The following is an 18,619-nucleotide window of genomic DNA, read 5'->3' as shown; positions in this document are numbered from 1 at the left end:
TATGGGTGGCTAGTTAGTCTTTTACTTTCCGCTCACCGTCATCGTCAACTTTTACTTTGCGGCCGCTGGCATATTTGGTTTTCCGCTCGCCGTCTTTATCTATTTTCACCTTGGTACCGTTGGCGTACTCAATTTTCACGTCGCCACCATCACGCTCATACTTCACAATGGCTGGGCCCCGACGACGGGCGGGTGCTGCCGTCTGGGTAGTGGTGGTAGTAGTGGTAGCAGTAGAAGCCGTGTAGGGCGTACCATCGTAGTAGGCCCCGCGGTTGGCGGCGTAGGTAGTGTACTGAGGCTCCGTCACGATGCTTTTCACCGAGCGGTCAGTCTCGTCGTTGATGCTACGCAGTGCGGCGTAACGGCCCGTAGTATCGCTGGTGTACTGGCTGTCCACTTCGTTGAGGCGGCGGCCACGGGTATAGTACGTTTTCTGGATGCGCGTTACCACTACCGTATCCGTCAGCTTCAGGTCATCGGCAATGCGAGAAGCCAGTTGGTCGGCCTCGGTGCGGTAAGCCGTTGAGTCGGTGCTGGTGGCGGGCACAGCGTCGTTTACTACCACGGCCGTGTCGGCCGAGGGGGTAGTAGCTGCATCTTCGGCGGCGGGCTTGTTTTGGCTGCAGGATGCTATTGCAACGCTGGCCGCGCACGAAAGGAAAAGCAAGGTCTTTTTCATGAGAGAAAAGTCAGAATTGGATATAGCCCGGAAGCTATGATTGCGCTGATACGGTGACGATAGCGCTAGGGTTGTGCTCCTCCCCTTGAGGCTACTAGGCTGCTACCAAAATGAAGCCCCACTATGGGTTTGCCTAGGTTTGGATGGTAGCTTTGCGAGGGCTGCTAACGGCCAAGCATGATGAGCGACAGGATAGTAGATGCGGCAGCGCAACGGGCCCGGGTGGCCATTGCGCTGTTCTTTTTTGTATCGGGGTTCGGGTTTGCCACCTGGGCCTCGCGGATTCCCACTATTCAGCAGCGCCTAGGATTGGACGAAGCCCAATTGGGCGGCGTGTTATTTGCTCTGCCGCTGGGGCTAATGCTCACGCTTCCTATTACGGGCTGGCTGCTGCAGCGCTTCAGCAGCCGACAGGTGATGATGGTAGGCGCCGTGCTTTATAATGCCGCGCTGGCCCTGCTGGGGTTTGCCCAGCACACGTGGCAGCTTGTAGCACTGCTATTTTGCTTTGGCTCGTCGCGCAACCTGCTCAACATTTCAGTGAATGCGCAATCGGTGGGGGTGCAGCGGCTTTACCCGCATTCCATCATCACTACCTTCCACGGGGTGTGGAGCGTGGCGGGTTTTGCGGCCGCCGCCGTGGGGTCGGGGCTGGTGCAGATGGGGGTGCTGCCCAACTACCACTTTGTGGGGGTGGCTGTAGTGCTTACGGCCGTGGCGGTGTACTTCTTTCCTAATACCCTTCCGCTGCCACCGGCCCAGGAGGAACGCAAGTCGGGATTTTCTCTGCCCGATAAGTCGCTGCTGAAGTTTGGAGTCATTTCCTTTGCCTGCATGGCCTGCGAGGGCACCATGTACGACTGGAGTGCTATCTACTTTCAGAAAGCAGCACACGTGCCCAAGGAAACGGCTACCCTAGGCTTTGCGGCCTACATGGTAGCCATAACTACCGGGCGCTTCGGGGGCGACTGGCTGGTAAGCCGCTTTGGGGTGAAGCCTATGCTACACTACAGTGGCCTTCTGATTACGGTGGGAATGAGCCTAGCGGCCCTAGTGCCCACGGCCCTGGGGGCGGGCGCGGGGTTTGTGCTGGTGGGGCTGGGCGTATCGTGCGTGGTACCGCTGGTATTTGGGCTGGTAGGGCGTACAACTACCTTAAACTCCGGGACAGCCATTGCAGGTATTTCGACCATCGGCTACTTCGGATTTCTGGTGGTGCCGCCCTTAGTAGGGTTTGTTGCGGAGGCGGCCAGCCTACGGTGGTCGTTTGGGCTGGTGGCGGTGCTGGGCGCAGTGCTGGTGCTGCTGGTGCGGTTGCTGCCCAACCCGGATGAGGAAGCGCCCGAAAAAATTCCGGCGAGCCGGGCAACGGTAGCGGCAGCGGCAGCATCTGAGGAGGTATAATGCCCTTGACTCCACCTTCTTACTTCTACTTCCCGATGAATGCTTCTCTCCTCCGCAAGACGTTCGCAGTAGCAGCCCTGTGCGGCGCTACGTCCGTGCTCACCGTATCGGCCCAGCAGCTGCGCCCGGTGGGCTCTTTTGAGCGCATCAAAACTAGTGGGGCGTGTGATGTGCAGCTAACCCAGGGCGCCACCACCGAAGTAAAAGTGCAGGCCGAGGGCGGCGCGGAGCAGTATATCAAGACGGAGGTGCAGAATGGGGCACTCATGATTTTCCGGGACCCCAATGCGCCGCGCAACGTCTTCAACAACAAAAAAGCGGTGGTGTACGTGACCTGCCCCCGCCTTACTAGCATAGAAGCCAGCGGCGCCTGCGACGTAGTAAGCAAATCTACTTTCGCGGCCGAGGCCTTCACCATCAAAGCCAGCGGAGCTTGCGACATCAACTTGCAGCTCAACGCTACCACCCTAAACGTGCAAGCTTCCGGGGCCAGCGACATTCGGTTGGCGGGCCGTGTGGAGCGCCAGCAAGTTCAAATCAGCGGCAGCAGCGACTACCAAGCTACCAACCTGAAAAGCCACAAAGCCAACGTGCAAGCCTCCGGCTCCAGCGACGCCTACGTGTTTGTAGATGGGGAGCTATCCTCCCACGCTTCCGGCGCCAGCGACATTCACAACGCGGGCCGCACCTCGAAGTAACCGCCTCGCCTTAGCCCGCTTAAGCTGACCCGGCTAGCAGCCAGATGAGCAGGCTAGTTGCGCAAAGGCTTTCCGGCCGGAGTATGCACCTAGCAAAAGGGGCGGCCATTCTGAGAATGGCCGCCCCTTTTATTCAATCATGCACTTACGATACGTTACCTTAATACACCACCTTGGATAGAAGCTTGGGCTAGCGCAAGGGAGTAGCGGCTGTGGTTTGGCGCACAAAGAGCAGGGCATCGTAGGCTTCCGAGAGCTTGAAGTTGGCATAGTCATTTTTGCCACTGGAAGGGGCGTACCCCACGAAACGGTGGGGGCGCTTGAGGTTTTGGGCGCCTAGGGCTTGGGTTTGCAGGTAGAAGACGGGGGCCGCCACAGCGCCTAGCGTTTGCTCCCAGGAGCCGGCCAGTGGAGCTTCCAAGGAGTAGCTAGCCATGGGGCTGGTGCGGGTAATGTGGCGGTCGGTGGTAGCGGCAAAAGTGCCGGTGGCTGTGCTCGTACCCAGCACGAAGTACTTACCAGGCAGCATGCGCTCAATAAAGGCTCCCGTACCGCCCCCGTTGTTAGGATCATCGGCCATGGCAATCTTGCGAGACACGTGCGCATCGTGGGCCCACACAATTACTTTATCGTTTTGGCCAGGCACCAGGGAGCGAGTCATTTCGGCCATCAGGCTGTCGCGAGAAACGTCGCGCTTCAAGACGGTAAACTGGTAGAACACGTCGAAGCCCATTTTGGCATCCAGCGCAAAGGCCTGGGCTTTTTCCCGCTGCTTACGGGGCAGACGAGCAGCAGGCAGGGCTTTCTGGATTTTGTCGGCCACATAGTAGCCTTCCAGGCCGCTGGACAGCCAGCGCTGCCGCGGAAACTTATAGCCCTTGGTGTTGAGGCCTGCCCACACCGAGTCTTGCAATTGCGCGGCTTTCGTAAGCTGGCTGGTGAGGTCCTGCAGGCCGCTCTGGGGGTAGCGGGCGGCCAAGGCGCTCAGCTCGTGGGCCTCGGGCAGCACGTAGGCCGCATCAATCCCCCGCACCTGCAACTGACGACGGTGCTGGCGGTTGTAGCCTTGCAGCCAGGTAAGCAGCTCAGCTGTTTCCTGGTTTTGCCAGATGCTGTACAGGTGGGCCTTCATGAGGGGAGCCACGGCGGCTTTTGGCTTGCGCAGGCCTTCGTTGAGCTGGTAGGTGTCGGTATAATCGTTTTCCAGGGCTACCTGCTTGAAGCCGTACTCCTCCATCAGAATCCGCGTCAGCCAGAACCGCAGCCGGTAGAACTCGGCCGTGCCGTGCGTGCCTTCGCCCATGGCTACCACTTGCTTGTCGGCCATCTGCTTCACCAAGGGTAGCACCGCTGCCCGGAAAGACTCGAAGCTCTGGGTGTTGATGGGGTTGATTAGGCTGGCTGGCAGAACGAGGCGGGCCGTATCGGGGGTAGTAGCGGCGGGGGCACTAGGCTGGGCCGTGGCTACCAGGGAAGCGGTAGCAAGCAGGGCCGTAGCGAGCAGGGAGCGGAAGGTAGTTTTCATGGGTACGGAGGGTAGTTGGAGCCGGGGAAAGGCCAGTCGTTCAGCGACTAGCAACGACACAAAGGAATAGGCCCTGGAGGCCGAAAGGAAGCTTTATTAGACCAAGCCGGGCTTAGTTCCGACCAATGCAGCAACCCCTTTTTTTAGTCGAAAAAACACCCGGCTTAGTCGAAATAGCACCGCCGGGGCGCAGCATCACCCGCGCAAATCTGCCAACTTGCTCCAGGCAGCGCCGCCCACCCAACCGGCGCCGTTGCCTTGCCTGCTCCCGCACACACTTATCCGGCTCCCATGCTGGCTACTACTAGACCTCTTCCACTTCCTACCACCTCCCTTTCCCAATGACGACTACCCCCGCCCCTGTTCGGTGCCTGATTGTGGACGATGAGCCCTTGGCCCACCAAGTGCTCACCCAGTTCATAGGCCAAACGCCGGGCCTCACCCTCACGGGGAAATGCCGCAATGCCATGGAGGCCTACGAGCACCTGGCGCAGCAACCCGTGGACCTATTGTTTCTGGATATTGAGATGCCCTTGATGACGGGGCTGGACTTTTTGCGCAACCTGCGCTACCCGCCCAAAACGGTGCTCACCACGGCCTACCGGGAATACGCCTATGAGGGCTACGAGCTAGACGTGCTCGACTACCTGCTGAAGCCTTTTTCCTACGAGCGGTTCCTAAAGGCCGTATCTCGCCTTCCTGCCTTGCAGCCCCTACCCCCCACCGACGATACGGCCGAGAAATACCTGCTGGTGAAGGAGCGCCAGGGCTTGCTGAAAGTCCCCCACCGCGACATCATCTATGTGGAAGGCTGTAAGGACTATGTGAAGCTGATGACGGCCACCAAAACCTACCTCCTTCACCAAACCATGAAGGAAATGGTAGAAATTCTGGGGCCTAGCTACCTGCGGGCACACCGTTCCTTCATTGTGGCGGCCGCTCATATCAAGCTTCTCCAGCCCGACCAAGTGCTGTTGCAGGACAATACCCTCATCCCCATTGGCAACTCCTACAAGGCCGATCTGCTGGCTTTCTTCAAAAAGTAATCCGTTCAGGATAAGCGCCTAGCACTCACACAAAAAGCCAACTGCTATGGCGTAGTTGTGCCATATTCTCAGTAACTCAGCACCTCATTCCTTCTTCCTTGACTTATGCTTATCAAACACTATGTATCCCTGCTAGCCCTCAGCGGCCTGAGCCTTCTGAGCCACGCCCAATCATTCAACAAAGCCAAGCTCGATAGCCTCCTGACTACCCTCGCCAGCCACGACAAGGCCATGGGCAGCCTCACCATCTCGCAGAACGGGGCCGTGGTGTACAGCAGAGCCATTGGGTACGAGAGCCTCAACGGCACCACGAAAACACCCGCTACACCCAGCACCCACTACCGTATTGGCTCCGTGACCAAGGTATTCACGGCGACCCTCATTTTTCAGCTCATCGACGAAGGAAAGCTAACCCTGGACACCCCCCTGGCTACGTACTTCCCCCAGCTTCCCAATGCCCAGCGCATCACCATTGGGCAGTTGCTCAGCCACCACAGCGGCCTGCACAGCTTCACCAACGACGCCACCTATAGCACCTACTTCACCCAGCCGAAAACCCAGGCCGAAATGCTGGCCATGATTGGGCAAGGCAAGCCCGACTTTGAGCCGGGCGCTAAGTTTTCGTACAGCAATGCGGGATATGTAGTACTGGGCTACGTGGTGGAGAAAATTACAAAGCAGCCGTACGCCCAAGCTTTGCAAAAACGCATAACCAACAAAATCGGCCTCAAGGACACGTACTACGGCGGCAAAACCGATCCTAAGCGCCACGAAAGCTATTCCTACCGCCTAGCCAGCAGCTGGCAGGCTATGCCCGAAACCGACATGAGCATTCCGGGCGGGGCGGGAGCCATCGTTTCAACCACCACCGACCTGAACCGGTTTGCTGAGGCGCTGTTTGCGGGCAAGCTGGTTTCCGAGAAAAGTCTGGCCCGCATGCAAACCATCACCGACAACGGCTTTGGCATGGGATTGATGCGCATGCAATTTGGGGCGAAGCGCGCCTATGGGCACGGCGGTAGCATTGATGGCTTTGGCACCTCCCTGGGTTACTTCCCCGAGGAAAAGCTGGCAGTAGCGTACATCTCCAATGGGCAGTCTTACCCCCTCAACGACGTCATGCTGGGCGTTCTTTCCATCTACTTCCAGCAACCCTACCGCTTACCCGACTTCGATGCCAAAGCTCCTACCCTAGCCGCTACCGACCTGGTTCCCTATGTGGGCACCTACGCCAGCACTAGTATTCCGCTGAAAATCACGGTATCGGCAGTGGGGGCTACGCTCCAGGCTCAGGCTACGGGCCAGCCCGTTCTGCCCCTCACCCCGGTTACCAAGGATGTGTTTTCCTATGATGCGGCGGGCATTCGGCTGGAGTTTGCGCCCAGCCGCCACGAAATGTTGCTCAAGCAAGGTGGAGGCTCTTTTCTCTTCACGCTAGAGTAGCTGGCGAAGTCGCTTCCCCATTTGCATGGTCTTCTCTCTGGCAGCGGAAATTGTACCGCTGCCAGGAGCTTTCTGCGTATCTTGGAGGTTCAAGTGATGTGCCTAAGTGGGCACTCTAGCTTGTTTGGACTTTTTGATGAAGTACTTGCTGTTTGTTTGGGGGTGGCTGTTGCCGCTGGTGTTGCTGGCCGAGCCTCCGCTGGAGCCTTTGCAGATTGCCAAGCAATTTGTGGCTCCCACGGGCTGGCCCGAGATGAAAAGCTACTTGAGCGGAGAGGCGGCGGGCCAAGCTCGGCGCCAGAGCCTGGGGCAGCAGATTCCTACTACCCTGCAACGGCATTGCGAGCTACTGGAGCAGCGGGAGCACACGGCCGTGGTAGCCGTGGAACTGCGCGACTCCGTGAGTCGCAACGACTTCTATCTGCATTTCCGCCGCGACTCTGCCAGCGCGACCATACCCTGGAAGCTAGCCGCCATTCGCAGCTTGGGCATGACGCAGCTTGGCCCGCCCATGCTCAAGCTCCTGGCCGAAATGCCTCCCGCCGAAGCAGCCCAGTACAACCAGAAGCACCCCGACGCCAGCCGTGACTTCATGCTTGGCAACATTCAGCTCTGGATTGGGTCCGACGCCAACATTGCCGAGCACTTCGCCCGTCACCAGCCCGAGTTTCAGCGGGCCGCGGACTTAGTGCAAAGCCGCTACTTTACCCCTACTCTCCCCGATACGGCCCTAGTGCGTACCGAGCAGGCCGCCAATGCCGATGCCGACGTGCTGGCCGCACTGCGTCCCCTCTACATTAGCCGCGTTACCCGCCGCAACTTGGGCTGCGCCAACTGCCTGGAGTTCCTGATTGGCGGCGTCACTGATAATACTGTGGGCCTGCTCTACCAGCCCGTAGCGGCCAAAGTGCCCCCCATGAGCCCCAACCGCATTATTGTTATGAAGCCTCTGGGCAACGGCTGGTACCTCTACAAAACTACTTAGCGCGTGAAAGAGCGTAGCTTTGCTGGCCCACGGCTGCCTTTTCTTGTTTCCGGCCGTGGCTTTCGCTCATGCCGCACCGTCATTTTTTGCTGTACAAACCCTACGGCTACCTCAGCCAATTCACCAGCGAGTTTGAGCGGGAGCAGCGCAAGAAACGTTTTTTGGGCGAGCTACACCCCTTCCCGGCGGGCACAATGGCCATTGGCCGCCTCGATGAGCACAGTGAAGGCCTGCTCCTGCTCACAACGGATGGGCGCGTAAGCGAGCAAATTCGCAGCAAGCACGTGGAGAAGGAGTACTACGCCCAGGTAGATGGCCTCATCACCGACGACGCCCTGACCCAATTGCAGCAAGGAGTGGAAATAGGCTTGCGCGACGTACGCTACCAAACCCTGCCTTCGCAGGTACGCCGCCTGGACGAGCCTCCTACCCTACCGCCCCGGGGCCGCAGTATTCGCTCCGACCGTCACGGGCCTACCAGTTGGGTGTCTATTATCGTCACGGAAGGTAAGTTCCGGCAGGTACGCAAAATGACGGCCGCCGCTGGCTTTCCCACGTTGCGCCTGGTACGCGTGCGTGTGGGCAACATTGAGCTGGCTGACTTGCAGCCCGGCGAGGTACGCGAGCTAAACGAGTTGGGGTAGCCGGCCGCAATTCTAGCCTAGTGTCAGGAACATACTGCGGTTTTGTATTTTCTGGGCACCAACCGCGGCGTAACCCCATTGTGTCTTTGCCGCGCCCCTGTAAATCTATTTACAGCATCGGCGGCCTGTAGCTCGCAAGAGAAGCTATTGGCATGCTTTGGCCGGGTGCCAAGGGTCTGCAATTAGGAAATTCAGATGAACTAATAAAGTATTCCCGATATTTGTACCTGGGCAGGCCAAAACAGTTATATATAATCTACTGCCCCACTATCCGATATCTGCTTACCCTGGCCCTACAGTTCTGGCTGGCGGTCTTGTATCCTAGCCTGAACTATACTTTTCTACTACCTGTTTTTACTTAGCGACACGCACACGTATTCACACTCCGCTCTGCGGAATAAACATATCACTCACGAAAATAGAATGGCCAAATCGCAAGCGACCTTTGGAAAAAAGGAAAATGAAAAGAAGAGACTAAAGAAGCGCCAAGACAAGGAGGAGAAGAAAGAGGAGCGGCAGGCTAACGCCAAGAAAGGCCAAGGTCTGGAAGACATGCTCGCCTACGTTGACGAAAATGGCAACATCACGTCGACCCCTCCCGATCCGACCAAGAAGAAAAAGGAAATCAAGGTGGAAGACATCCGTATCGGGGCTATGCGCCAGGAAGATATGGAGCAGGTTGACCCCATCCGCAAGGGTATCGTTTCCTTCTTCAATGAGTCGAAGGGCTACGGCTTTATCAAGGACTCTCAAACCCAAGAAAGCATTTTTGTGCACGCCAACGGGTTGATAGACCAGATCAAGGAAAACAACAAAGTAATCTTTGAAGTAGAAATGGGCCAGAAGGGCCCCAGCGCCTTCGGGGTGAAGCTGGATAAGTAAGGTTTCTACTTTTGCCTACATACGCCACGCGGCGGCCTCAACTCTTGGGGCCGCCGCGTGGCTTTTTGGTAGGTACTGATGGGGAGCTAGGTTACAGCAGCAGCACATCAATGCGGTGGCCGTGCACCATCTGCAAGGTTTCTGACCAGGCAAATACGGTGAAGAACCATCCTGGGAGGCAACCAGCGCCACGGAGTCGCGCTGGTCGTGCACGAACTGGGCGGCGGCCAGGTGGCGGGTTCCTCCGTTTTGCGCCGGGTGCAGGAAACGGGCCTGGCTATCAATGACGGGCTCCGTGAGCACCATTTTATCCACGGGCACGCTGGTTTCGGCCCGGGCCACCTTGGCACCAAAGGCCAGCAGGTGGTAGTCCTGGGTGATAATGGTAGCGCCATCAACGGCCGTGAAGCCCCCCACAATTCCGATAGCGCGGCGTACTTCCTCCTGCCACTTCCAGCGGGTTTGGTCGGCGCCCCGGTCTTCGGCAATGCCGCCGTAGGCAGGCACTACGGGGTAGGTAATGGGCTGCACAATGGACTCTTGCCAGGCCGTAGACTGGTTGGGCACAATCAGCACCAACCCTCCCCGACCGTGGGCTCGCATGACGGCGGCCAGCTCTACCATCACATTGTCGATTTCGCCGCGGGTAGTGGGTAGGCCCTGATCAGGCAGGAAACCTTGCAAAGCCGGGCAGTCGGCCACGGCCACATTGTCTTCGTCTACTAGTTGCAGCTGGTCGCCGCGCAGGATGGCTACGTTCACAAACTTGCCAAACCCATCGGCGCGGCGGTGCTTAACTACCAGCAGGCCCGGCTCTACTACTTCCAGCACAAAGCACAAAGGCGGAATGCTGGTGGCAGTGCCCCACACATACAGGCCGTCTTCGTCGTACCACACGCCCAAGTGAATACCGGGCTGCTCCACGGCCGGAGCCAGCTTCAGCAAATTGTAGGGCATGAGGCGGCGGCGCTGCCCAAACACCACGGGCAAGGTAGTTTGGGCAGGCTCGAGCAGGGCCAAAGAAATCCGGGGCGGGTGCCCTTCCTCCCGGCGCAAACTGGCCCAGAAGGCCGCGTCAATCATGACTTCTACCAACCCGGCCGGTGGTATTGGGGCTAGCTGCTCTACATCTTCGGGGCGGGCGTCGGCGCGGTGCCGGGCAAAGTGTTTGGCAATCATGGGCGCTACCACGCGCGCCGCCAGATAGGTAGGTTCGGAAAGCATAGCTAGCAAGTACGTAGCTTTTGAGCTGTGAAGCTATTGCGAGGCGAGGTCAGGTAGCCATCACACAACTCAGATGAGTAGTTGGCTCAACAGCAGGCCACCCCCGATTGTTTGCCGGCTGGTGCCGTACCTACCAAGCCGTGCCAGCCCCACCGGCTACAGTGGGTAAGTGCAATGCCGCAGCCAGAAGTTTGTACTGCAGGCTTACCGGTACTCGGAGGAGGCCTCGCCGAAACCGGGCGGGCGCCGGGGCCGGTGGCGCTCCTTCCAGATGCGGCGGGCAACGACCAGCACGGCCAGGGCAAACAGGGCAATGCTTACTAGTGCTGCCAGCAGGTAGCCGGGCAGGGGAGCCAGCGTCGGCACCGCGCTTGTGGTTTGCAACAGGCCCGCTGCCAGCCGCAGCGTGCGCACCGAAAGAAATTGGGTGTAGGCCAGCAGTACCCAGCAGAACACGCCGGCAGCCACGGCCAGCTTTTTCGTGCGCACAAAAACGGCCGTTAGCAGCATGAGCAGCACGTACAGGCCCACGCCGGCTATCATCCCCCCAATGCCACCTATTTGGAGCAGGGTATACTTGTCTTCCCGTTCCCCCGCGTAGGTCACCATCGGCCAGAGCAGCCCTACGGTCGTCAGAATACCCTTGGTCAGATGCTTCATCACAGTAAGAGAAAAAGGCCCCGAGCTAGCATGCTGCTCCGGGCCTTTAGGTCATCAGGCACTGCAAATACGTTGTGGACTAGCTAAACAGACTAGAGAGTACCAGCGCCTTCCATGGAAGCCAAGCTTTCTTCGGCGGCGGTAGCATCGGTAGTGGCCTTGGGAGGCGTTGCGATAGTGCTTTTCCGGCGCTGTCCCAGGTAGCCAAGGCCCACGGCCACTAGCGCGGCACCACCCAGCACTTTCTGGGCAGTAGTAAGCTTGGCTAAGCCAGTACCCTTACCTATTTTTTTCAGCGACTTGGAAGCGCCACCCAGCAGGGTGTTCTTACCAGTCTTCTTTTTCTTGTCCTTGATTTTATTCTTTTTCATGACGCATCTTAAAAGGTGAGAATGAGGGAGTGGGAAGTTGGGCAGGTTACTGCCGAGGCATAGTCTACTAGGCAGCAGAAGTATTACGTAAGCTCATCGGTACTTGGTGCAGCTTTTTTGCTGGCGGTGCTCCGGGCCTTGGCGGTTTTTGGATGATGCTTGTGGCCGTGGCTTTTCCGGGGCGCGTCTTCCGGTGCGGGCGCCGCCTCGGGCTCCTCCGCTTCGGTAGCCGACGTATTCTTGGCTTCTAGCAAGCGGGCCAAGTCAAACGCAGGGGCGGAGCGGGACGATTCATCGTCATCTCGGCGCTGATCCAGGTAAATGAGGCCGGCCGCCAACAACGTCAGGCCGCCCACTAGCTTTTGCCCAGTGCTCAGCTTAGCAATTTCGTTGGTCACCTTCCGAAATTTCTTGATGGACAGGACTGCGGCATCCAGAACATCTTCCGACACGGCATCCTTGCCTTTCTTCTTGTGCTTTTTCTTTTTGTGCTTGGCCATAGGAGTGCAGAAGCAGGTAGTAGGGCGGGAAACAGCGGGCCAAACCGGCCAACAGAAGTGCTGCCACCGTAGCCCGCGGACTAGGTATTCGCAACGCCCGCCCTCAAGGTTTCCATAAATCCATGATGTTCAGCCTACTGTACAGCTTACGGAGAGGCAGACACCCCACCTACCCTTCAGCCCAGCTACACTACTTGGCTATGAACCACAGATCAGGATAAGCAGGGCGGCTCCTGCTGTTCCTACCCCCTGGCTTGGGGCGAAGCATAGCCGGCAGAGGCGCTAGCAGCCAGCCCCCGGAAAGCAAAGTCTTGAAACGCGGGTAGTAGCACGAAACGGCGTGAAAGCACTAGGCACCCTACCGTAGATACTTACTAAAACACGACGCTAAAACTAACATCAGCAGAATGGCAGCAGAAGAAAATGCTAGCTTGAGGCTTCATGTATTCTATTTCAATACTTATGTCGGAGCAAGACCCAGAATTTGAAACAACGGGCAGCGGAGCGCCTATTTACCGCTACGAAGACGTAGAGCCAGAACCATTCAGCTTGGCCGCCGGCGACGAGGAAGCCATTGCGGCTATTTCCGCCCACATTGAGCAGCACGTGGGCCCAATCAGCTCAGTATTTCACGAAATCGTTTCTGATAAGGTACACATAGATGTACACATTGTAGCGCCCAACAAGGACTTCCCCTTCTACACCCTGGTTACGTCGGGCATGAGCGACTTGGCCATGATGGTACCGGAAGGCGCAGAGGATGTCCGCTATGCCGAGCTGTGCGTGCTACTACCCAGCACTTGGCCTATGCCGGACATTGGACAACTTGGTAGCACCTTCGAGAATGAGGACGCCTACTGGCCCATTAGCTGGATGAAATTTATTGCCCGGTTTCCGCACGAGTATCGCACCTGGCTGGGCTCCGGCCACACCATCCCCAATGGCGAAAACGCTGAGCCTTCGCCTCCAACACCAAGCTGGGCTGCATGCTCCTGCTACCGTCTCTGAGCCTGCCCGGTGAGTTTCACGAGCTGAAAATAAGCGAGGAGAAAACCATTTACTTCTACTCCCTCTACGCCATTTACAAGGAGGAAATGCACCTGAAGATGAACAAAGGTGTGGAGGCCCTGCTAGAGAAGTTTGATGAGCAGGGCATTTCCGACGTGCTGGATATCACTCGCCCCAACGTGGCGAAGAAGAAGGGCTTCCTAGGCTTGTGGTAAGCAGCAAGGTAGAAGGGCGGGCGCCTCTACCACGTCCGCACCGACAGCTACGAGGCCATTAAGAACAAGCTCATCGAAACCATGAAGCTGGCGGGGGCGGCGACGCGCCCGACCTCATCCTAATTGCCGACAACTACACCTTCCCCGCGACACCAAGCTCCTCAAAAACACCACGACCCACGTTCCGCATTATCCTCTGCAGTGTCCGAGACTATAGCAACCCCAAGTACCTCGCCCTGGCCCGTAAGCACGGCTTCACCCTCCACACTATTGAGGGCGACATTGAAAACCTAAGCAAGCTGCTGGAAGGCGAAACCATCACCATCCAGGGTCAGCAATACCAAGTAACAAAGGACGGTTTTAAGCTGGTGCAAAAGACTTAAGATGAATTAATAACTTCTCATAAACTTATAGTTACAACAACACACAACCATGAATGACTCATCCAAAAAATGGAAGGCGAGGCTACTCTCATCTAGCCTACCTTTAGAATATGAAGTATCGAAGATTTTATCTAGATACAATTTTACTACCTCTTTTGATTTTAGTTATTCAAGGCAGGAAGGAGAAGCTCAGAAGGAATTTTCTATTGATATACATGCCACTGCGTTTGAGCCCTTTTCAGACCCAAATAAAATAAATGCAACCTTAACTATATTAAGCGAATGCAAATTTCGAGAAGAAGGTAAGATATGGGCTTTCCTACCTGATGTAAATAGTCCTGATTATTCTGATTTCACATTAGGAAACACAGTTAAGTGCATTGATTCATTCTCAATGAAAAGACTCAACATGAGTCCCATTTATGAATTCGAAAGCCAATTTGAATACTCCTCAAAAGGAACAGAAATAGGAATTACTACTGGCGAAGTATTTGATAAAGATTTAAGACATGGTATTTCACAACTGAAATATGGTCTACCTTACGTTTTAAAAGATAATATAGAATTTCAGGTATATAATCATATAGAGGAGGCCACTCCGTTCTTCATTGCACCAATATTAATCACTAATGCAGACCTATATATATTCGACAAAAATCTTGCTATTGAAACTATCAAAGACACTAATAGCATTGAAGATATTGCCGCCAAAAATTCCATATATCATTTTTGGCGGCGGCATCGGACCCGATTTTGCCAACCATCACAAACTAATTTTTAAAAAATTTAACAAAATTAAAAACAGCTACAATATAGAATTATTTGAGAGGAAACAAAGATCATTCAGACTGAAAGGAATAGAGACTCACAACTCGCCTATAAGGGAAGTAGAAGATTTAGAGCAAACATCTCATTATACTTTATTGAAATATTATTCACAGTTTTTTATCTGCACTTTAGAGAATTTAGATTTACTAATTAAACAACTGCAAGCTGCCATTACCAGAAGCTTGAAAAGGGAGAAGATAAGCAAAACCTCATAGAACGGTATGAGTATAAAATAAAAAGAGGCTGCAACTTCCGGAGCTGCAGCCTCTTTTACCTTTCGGCACTAGAATTACATATGAATCGCGCGGTTCTCGGTGGCGGCTAGGCAGGCTTCCTTCATGGCTTCGGCGTAGGTGGGGTGGGCGTGGCTCATGCGGGCTACGTCCTCGGCGGAGGCGCGGAACTCCATGGCCGTTACGGCTTCGGCAATGAGGTCGGCGATGCGGGGGCCGATCATGTGCACCCCCAGAATTTCGTCGGTTTCCTTGTCGGCCAGCACTTTCACGAAGCCGTCGAGGTCCATGGAGGCGCGGGCGCGGCCCGAGGCACGGAAGGGGAACGAGCCGGTTTTGTAGGCCTTACCCTGCTCCTTCAACTGCTCTTCGGTGTAGCCCACACCGGCCACTTCTGGCCAGGTGTATACCACGCCGGGGATGAGCAGGTAGTTTACGTGCGGCTTCTGGCCTACAATGGTTTCGGCCACAAATACGCCTTCTTCCTCGGCCTTGTGGGCCAGCATAGCCCCGCGAATCACGTCGCCGATGGCGTAGATGCCGGGCACGTTGGTTTGCAGGTGCTCATCTACCTTGATGCGGCCGCGCTCCTCCATTTCTACGCCGGCCGCTTCCAGGTTCAGGCCCGCGGTGTAGGGCACGCGGCCCACGGCTACCAGGCAGTAGTCACCTTCAAACTTCACTTCCTCACCTTTCGGGTTGGTAGCGGTTACGGTCACGGCGTCGCCCTCGCGGGTAGCGCCGGTTACTTTGTGGCTCAGGAAGAACTCAATGCCGATTTTACCCAGGATACGCTTCAACTCCTTGCCGAGGGCGCGGTCCATGGTTGGAATGAGGGAGTCTAGGAACTCAATTACGGACACTTTTGCGCCGAGGCGGGCGTACACGGAAGCCATTTCCAGCCCGATAACGCCGCCGCCAATCACAATCATGTGCTTAGGCACCTCCCGGATGTTCAGGGCCTCAGTGCTGGTGATGATGCGCTCCTTGTCTTGGGCAATGAAGGGCAACACCGTGGGCTTGGAGCCGGTAGCAATGATGACGTTTTTGGTTTCAATCTGCTGGGCCTCGCCGCCCGCCGTGGGCGCGATGCTGATGTGATTCTTATCCACGAACGAACCCACGCCATGCAAGACGTCGATTTTGTTCTTCTTCATCAGGAACTGAATGCCGTCGGTATTGGCCTTCACCACCCCGTTTTTACGGTCGATGAGCTGGTTCATGTTGATCTGCAAGTCGCTCAGCTCAATGCCGTGCTCCTTGAAGGTGGTGTGGGCATTGTGGTAATGCTCCGTAGAATCGAGCAGGGCCTTGCTGGGAATGCAGCCCACGTTGAGGCAGGTGCCGCCCAGGGTGTCGTACTTCTCGATGAGGGCCGTTTTGAGGCCGAGCTGGGAGCAGCGGATGGCCGCTACATAACCGCCCGGGCCGGAGCCGATGACGGTAACGTCGTATTGGTTCATAGTCAGCGGATGAATTCGTTGAAATCAACGGGCGCGAAGGTACGCAAGGGGAAGTTGTGAGGTCGGGAAATTGTGTAGGCCAGTGGCGGCGCGGGTCCTGGCGGGGCCGTTGCTACCAATAACCATTGGGCAAGCGAGTGGTTATTTTCTTCGAGTAAGCCCGAAAAAGCCCAATTTGCAGCCGCCACAACGGCACCTGACGCCTTTGTCAACCCTGACCCCTTCCGCATGAAAGCCTTTCTTTTCGACCTCAACGGCACCATGATTCACGACATGGACTACCACACCAGCGCCTGGCAGCACGTGTTCAACAACGAGCTAGGCGGCAATTTTAGCTGGGAGGAAGTGAAGCCGCAGATGTACGGCAAAAACCAGGAGGTACTAGTGCGCATGTTTGGCCCCGACCGCTTTACCACCCAGGAGATGGACGAGCTTTCCTTGCGCAAGGAGCAGCGCTACCAGGATGAGTTTCGGCCCCACCTGCAGTTGCTGCCGGGGCTGCTAGATTTTCTGGTGCAGGCCCACCAGCGCGGTATCGCCTTGGCCATTGGCTCGGCGGCCATTCCCTTCAATATCGACTTCGTGCTGGACGGGCTCGATATTCGGCGCTACTTCTCGGCCATCGTCAGTGCCGACGATGTGAAGCTCAGCAAGCCTCACCCCGAAACCTTTCTGAAAGCAGCTGAAAAGCTGGGCGTGGCCCCTACCGACTGCCTGGTGTTTGAGGACGTACCAAGGGTGCCGAAGCCGCCCAAAACGCCGGCATGAACACGGTAATTCTTACCACTACTCACACGCCCGCTGAGTTTGCCCACTTACCCAACGTGCTGCACTTCGCCCCCGATTTCACTGACTCGTTCATGCAGAATCTGCTGTAGCAGGAGATTAGGCTGCCTATTGGTGCTGCCGCCTGCTTACCCCACACAACACACCACCCTGGTCTGCTCAATGCACGCGCGCTGAGCAAACCGGGTGGTGCGTTGAAGCATGTGCTCCTAAGAGTGTTCTATTGGTTGCGGCGGCGCTCCTCGCGCTCCGCTTTTTTCTTGTCGCGCTGGTTGCCAATTACGGCCCCGCCCACGGCCCCAGCCGTGCCACCTAAAATGGCGCCGCCGGTACCGCCCACGGCGCCACCAAGTACGGCGCCACCCGCTCCGCCAATGGCGGCTCCGGTGCCTTTGCTAGTGCTACAATCGGTGAAGAAGAAGCAGGCCGCAGCCACGAAAGCAAAACGTAAAGTTCTCATTGTCTGACTGTTTTTAACGTAAGCAAACACCCTTCTGCAGGAAAGGGATACCCTCGTTCAACGGGTAGTAGCACTGGTGAGTTGGAAAAAACAAAATTCTACTCCGCTGAGCCCGGCTCTTTCCTCTGCTACCTGTAAGGCTTACGCACGGCCAGGCGGGTAAGGCCAGCACATTTTCTGGTGCATGCAGTAGGATGCGCAACCATTTGCCAGTAATCCGCTTATTACTGCCGTATTCCACTTCTACTCCCCTCCCAACGATGGCAACCACCGGCAGAAGAATATTCCAGGTTATTGATGGCAATAAGAAGTTTGTTGGCGACGGCTTTGACGTGACCAGCCCCATGCCAGGGCCGCGCATCCGCCAGCTTAGCCCCTTCCTGCTCATCGACCACACGGGCCCCATGCCAGTAGCGCCCACCGAGGCGCCGCTGGGTACTCCGCCCCACCCCCACCGCGGCTTCGAAACCGTGACGGTCGTGTACGAGGGCTACCTGGCCCACCGCGACACGGCCGGCCATACCGGTGCCCTGGGACCCGGCGACGTGCAGTGGATGACGGCCGGCGCGGGCCTGCTCCACGAGGAACGCCACGAGCGAGAATTTGCCCGCCGGGGCGGCACTCTGGAACTGTTGCAGCTGTGGGTAAACGTGCCCGCCCGCGACAAACTGGCCCCGCCCCGCTACCAGAACATTCGCGCCGAAGCCATTCCGGAGGTACTCACGGCCGATGGCCGGGGCCGCATTCGGGTAGTGTCGGGTAGCTACGAGGGGGTAGCAGGCCCAGCGGCTACCTTCTCTCCCATCAACCTGCTCGACGTGCACCTGCCCGCCGGCACCGCCACCACCCTGCACCTACCCGCCGACTACAACGTGGGCATCTATGTGGTGAAAGGCAGCATTACACTACACGGAAACCGCTCGGCGGCCACCAAACAGCTGGTAGTATTTGGCTGGGACGCTCCCGAGCTGCACCTCACCGCCACCGAAGACACCGTGCTGGTCGTGCTGGCCGGGGAGCCCATTGAAGAACCCCTAGCCACCTACGGCCCCTTCGTGATGAACACCAACCGGGAGCTAGTACAGGCCATTGCCGACTTTGAAAGCGGTGGCATGGGCACGTTTCCCGAGGATGAATAAACCCGCAGCTGGCAACAGCCTCTGTAACCTAAACCTACTACTG

17 protein-coding genes and 2 pseudogenes are annotated in these 18,619 nt (G+C 56.8%); 11 read left to right on the top strand and 8 right to left on the bottom strand.

Annotated elements, in window-relative coordinates; translation table 11 throughout:
* Positions 1–13 precede the first annotated feature (13 nt).
* Positions 14–679: a T-complex 10 C-terminal domain-containing protein gene (locus VI25_RS12160; RefSeq protein ID WP_045689516.1), complete on the bottom strand. Its 666-nt coding sequence runs from the start codon at positions 677–679 to the stop codon at positions 14–16.
* Positions 680–856: 177 nt separating this feature from the next.
* Between VI25_RS12160 and VI25_RS12155 the strand changes: the two genes are divergently transcribed.
* Both VI25_RS12155 and VI25_RS12150 read left to right on the top strand, forming a co-directional pair.
* Positions 857–2,083, top strand: coding sequence for an MFS transporter (locus VI25_RS12155; RefSeq protein ID WP_072144811.1), 1,227 nt, complete (start codon positions 857–859; stop codon positions 2,081–2,083).
* Positions 2,084–2,118: 35 nt separating this feature from the next.
* Positions 2,119–2,781 carry a head GIN domain-containing protein gene (locus tag VI25_RS12150; protein WP_045689515.1) on the top strand — a complete coding sequence of 221 codons (663 nt, stop codon included), beginning with the start codon at positions 2,119–2,121 and terminating at the stop codon, positions 2,779–2,781.
* Between the two features lie 190 nt (positions 2,782–2,971).
* On the opposite strand, the gene VI25_RS12145 is transcribed toward VI25_RS12150, so the two are convergent.
* On the bottom strand, positions 2,972–4,306 hold the full coding sequence (locus tag VI25_RS12145; protein WP_045689514.1) for an erythromycin esterase family protein: 1,335 nt from the start codon (positions 4,304–4,306) through the stop codon (positions 2,972–2,974).
* 341 nt (positions 4,307–4,647) lie between these two features.
* Here VI25_RS12145 and VI25_RS12140 point away from each other — a divergent pair, with 341 nt between their 5' ends.
* The 5 genes from VI25_RS12140 to VI25_RS12120 all read left to right on the top strand — a co-directional run bounded on the left by VI25_RS12140 (position 4,648) and on the right by VI25_RS12120 (position 9,306).
* Positions 4,648–5,352 (top strand): LytR/AlgR family response regulator transcription factor, encoded by a 705-nt coding sequence (locus VI25_RS12140; protein ID WP_045689513.1) that lies wholly within the window; start codon positions 4,648–4,650, stop codon positions 5,350–5,352.
* A 105-nt stretch (positions 5,353–5,457) separates the two neighbouring features.
* Entirely contained in the window at positions 5,458–6,795 is a 1,338-nt protein-coding gene (locus VI25_RS12135) for a serine hydrolase domain-containing protein (protein WP_045689512.1), read from the top strand.
* Positions 6,796–6,931: 136 nt separating this feature from the next.
* On the top strand, positions 6,932–7,780 hold the full coding sequence (locus VI25_RS12130; protein ID WP_045689511.1) for a hypothetical protein: 849 nt from the start codon (positions 6,932–6,934) through the stop codon (positions 7,778–7,780).
* A gap of 68 nt (positions 7,781–7,848) precedes the next feature.
* Positions 7,849–8,424 carry a pseudouridine synthase gene (locus tag VI25_RS12125; protein ID WP_045689510.1) on the top strand — a complete coding sequence of 192 codons (576 nt, stop codon included), beginning with the start codon at positions 7,849–7,851 and terminating at the stop codon, positions 8,422–8,424.
* Positions 8,425–8,847: 423 nt separating this feature from the next.
* Complete coding sequence (locus VI25_RS12120) at positions 8,848–9,306, top strand: cold-shock protein (RefSeq protein ID WP_045689509.1); 459 nt, start codon at positions 8,848–8,850, stop codon at positions 9,304–9,306.
* 15 nt (positions 9,307–9,321) lie between these two features.
* On the opposite strand, the gene VI25_RS12115 is transcribed toward VI25_RS12120, so the two are convergent.
* The 4 genes from VI25_RS12115 to VI25_RS12100 all read right to left on the bottom strand — a co-directional run bounded on the left by VI25_RS12115 (position 9,322) and on the right by VI25_RS12100 (position 12,061).
* The gene (locus VI25_RS12115; RefSeq protein ID WP_236705028.1) at positions 9,322–10,530 is read right to left on the bottom strand and encodes a putative sensor domain DACNV-containing protein; all 1,209 of its coding nucleotides are present in this window, start codon (positions 10,528–10,530) and stop codon (positions 9,322–9,324) included.
* A gap of 204 nt (positions 10,531–10,734) precedes the next feature.
* Positions 10,735–11,190 (bottom strand): hypothetical protein, encoded by a 456-nt coding sequence (locus tag VI25_RS12110; RefSeq protein ID WP_045689508.1) that lies wholly within the window; start codon positions 11,188–11,190, stop codon positions 10,735–10,737.
* A gap of 92 nt (positions 11,191–11,282) precedes the next feature.
* Positions 11,283–11,561: a hypothetical protein gene (locus VI25_RS12105; RefSeq protein WP_045689507.1), complete on the bottom strand. Its 279-nt coding sequence runs from the start codon at positions 11,559–11,561 to the stop codon at positions 11,283–11,285.
* 83 nt (positions 11,562–11,644) lie between these two features.
* Positions 11,645–12,061 (bottom strand): hypothetical protein, encoded by a 417-nt coding sequence (locus VI25_RS12100; RefSeq protein ID WP_045689506.1) that lies wholly within the window; start codon positions 12,059–12,061, stop codon positions 11,645–11,647.
* Between the two features lie 441 nt (positions 12,062–12,502).
* Here VI25_RS12100 and VI25_RS12095 point away from each other — a divergent pair.
* Both VI25_RS12095 and VI25_RS24705 read left to right on the top strand, forming a co-directional pair.
* Positions 12,503–13,284: pseudogene (locus tag VI25_RS12095) on the top strand (suppressor of fused domain protein).
* A gap of 432 nt (positions 13,285–13,716) precedes the next feature.
* Positions 13,717–14,448, top strand: coding sequence for a hypothetical protein (locus tag VI25_RS24705; protein WP_152981594.1), 732 nt, complete (start codon positions 13,717–13,719; stop codon positions 14,446–14,448).
* Between the two features lie 336 nt (positions 14,449–14,784).
* Here VI25_RS24705 and lpdA read toward each other — a convergent pair whose 3' ends face one another.
* Entirely contained in the window at positions 14,785–16,191 is a 1,407-nt protein-coding gene (lpdA, locus tag VI25_RS12080) for a dihydrolipoyl dehydrogenase (protein WP_045687360.1), read from the bottom strand.
* Positions 16,192–16,419: 228 nt separating this feature from the next.
* Here lpdA and VI25_RS12075 point away from each other — a divergent pair.
* Positions 16,420–17,069 (top strand): annotated as a pseudogene (locus tag VI25_RS12075) (HAD family hydrolase).
* 128 nt (positions 17,070–17,197) lie between these two features.
* Here VI25_RS12075 and VI25_RS12070 read toward each other — a convergent pair.
* A complete protein-coding gene (locus VI25_RS12070; protein WP_045687359.1) occupies positions 17,198–17,437 on the bottom strand; it encodes a glycine zipper domain-containing protein in 240 nt (79 codons plus the stop codon).
* Between the two features lie 260 nt (positions 17,438–17,697).
* On the opposite strand from VI25_RS12070, the gene VI25_RS12065 reads away from it, so the two are divergent.
* Positions 17,698–18,576 (top strand): pirin family protein, encoded by an 879-nt coding sequence (locus tag VI25_RS12065; protein ID WP_045687358.1) that lies wholly within the window; start codon positions 17,698–17,700, stop codon positions 18,574–18,576.
* Positions 18,577–18,619 lie beyond the last annotated feature (43 nt).

This window comes from Hymenobacter sp. AT01-02, assembly GCF_000961955.2.
Taxonomy (GTDB): domain Bacteria; phylum Bacteroidota; class Bacteroidia; order Cytophagales; family Hymenobacteraceae; genus Hymenobacter; species Hymenobacter mucosus.
This window is presented reverse-complemented; position numbering and strand designations above follow the sequence as displayed.

Coding starts and splice junctions, on each gene's coding strand:
- VI25_RS12160 (WP_045689516.1), bottom strand. CDS start 679: ATGAAAAAGACCTTGCTTTTCCTTTCGTGCGCGGCCAGCGTTGCAATA.
- VI25_RS12155 (WP_072144811.1), top strand. CDS start 857: ATGATGAGCGACAGGATAGTAGATGCGGCAGCGCAACGGGCCCGGGTG.
- VI25_RS12150 (WP_045689515.1), top strand. CDS start 2,119: ATGAATGCTTCTCTCCTCCGCAAGACGTTCGCAGTAGCAGCCCTGTGC.
- VI25_RS12145 (WP_045689514.1), bottom strand. CDS start 4,306: ATGAAAACTACCTTCCGCTCCCTGCTCGCTACGGCCCTGCTTGCTACC.
- VI25_RS12140 (WP_045689513.1), top strand. CDS start 4,648: ATGACGACTACCCCCGCCCCTGTTCGGTGCCTGATTGTGGACGATGAG.
- VI25_RS12135 (WP_045689512.1), top strand. CDS start 5,458: ATGCTTATCAAACACTATGTATCCCTGCTAGCCCTCAGCGGCCTGAGC.
- VI25_RS12130 (WP_045689511.1), top strand. CDS start 6,932: ATGAAGTACTTGCTGTTTGTTTGGGGGTGGCTGTTGCCGCTGGTGTTG.
- VI25_RS12125 (WP_045689510.1), top strand. CDS start 7,849: ATGCCGCACCGTCATTTTTTGCTGTACAAACCCTACGGCTACCTCAGC.
- VI25_RS12120 (WP_045689509.1), top strand. CDS start 8,848: ATGGCCAAATCGCAAGCGACCTTTGGAAAAAAGGAAAATGAAAAGAAG.
- VI25_RS12115 (WP_236705028.1), bottom strand. CDS start 10,530: ATGCTTTCCGAACCTACCTATCTGGCGGCGCGCGTGGTAGCGCCCATG.
- VI25_RS12110 (WP_045689508.1), bottom strand. CDS start 11,190: ATGAAGCATCTGACCAAGGGTATTCTGACGACCGTAGGGCTGCTCTGG.
- VI25_RS12105 (WP_045689507.1), bottom strand. CDS start 11,561: ATGAAAAAGAATAAAATCAAGGACAAGAAAAAGAAGACTGGTAAGAAC.
- VI25_RS12100 (WP_045689506.1), bottom strand. CDS start 12,061: ATGGCCAAGCACAAAAAGAAAAAGCACAAGAAGAAAGGCAAGGATGCC.
- VI25_RS24705 (WP_152981594.1), top strand. CDS start 13,717: ATGAATGACTCATCCAAAAAATGGAAGGCGAGGCTACTCTCATCTAGC.
- lpdA (WP_045687360.1), bottom strand. CDS start 16,191: ATGAACCAATACGACGTTACCGTCATCGGCTCCGGCCCGGGCGGTTAT.
- VI25_RS12070 (WP_045687359.1), bottom strand. CDS start 17,437: ATGAGAACTTTACGTTTTGCTTTCGTGGCTGCGGCCTGCTTCTTCTTC.
- VI25_RS12065 (WP_045687358.1), top strand. CDS start 17,698: ATGGCAACCACCGGCAGAAGAATATTCCAGGTTATTGATGGCAATAAG.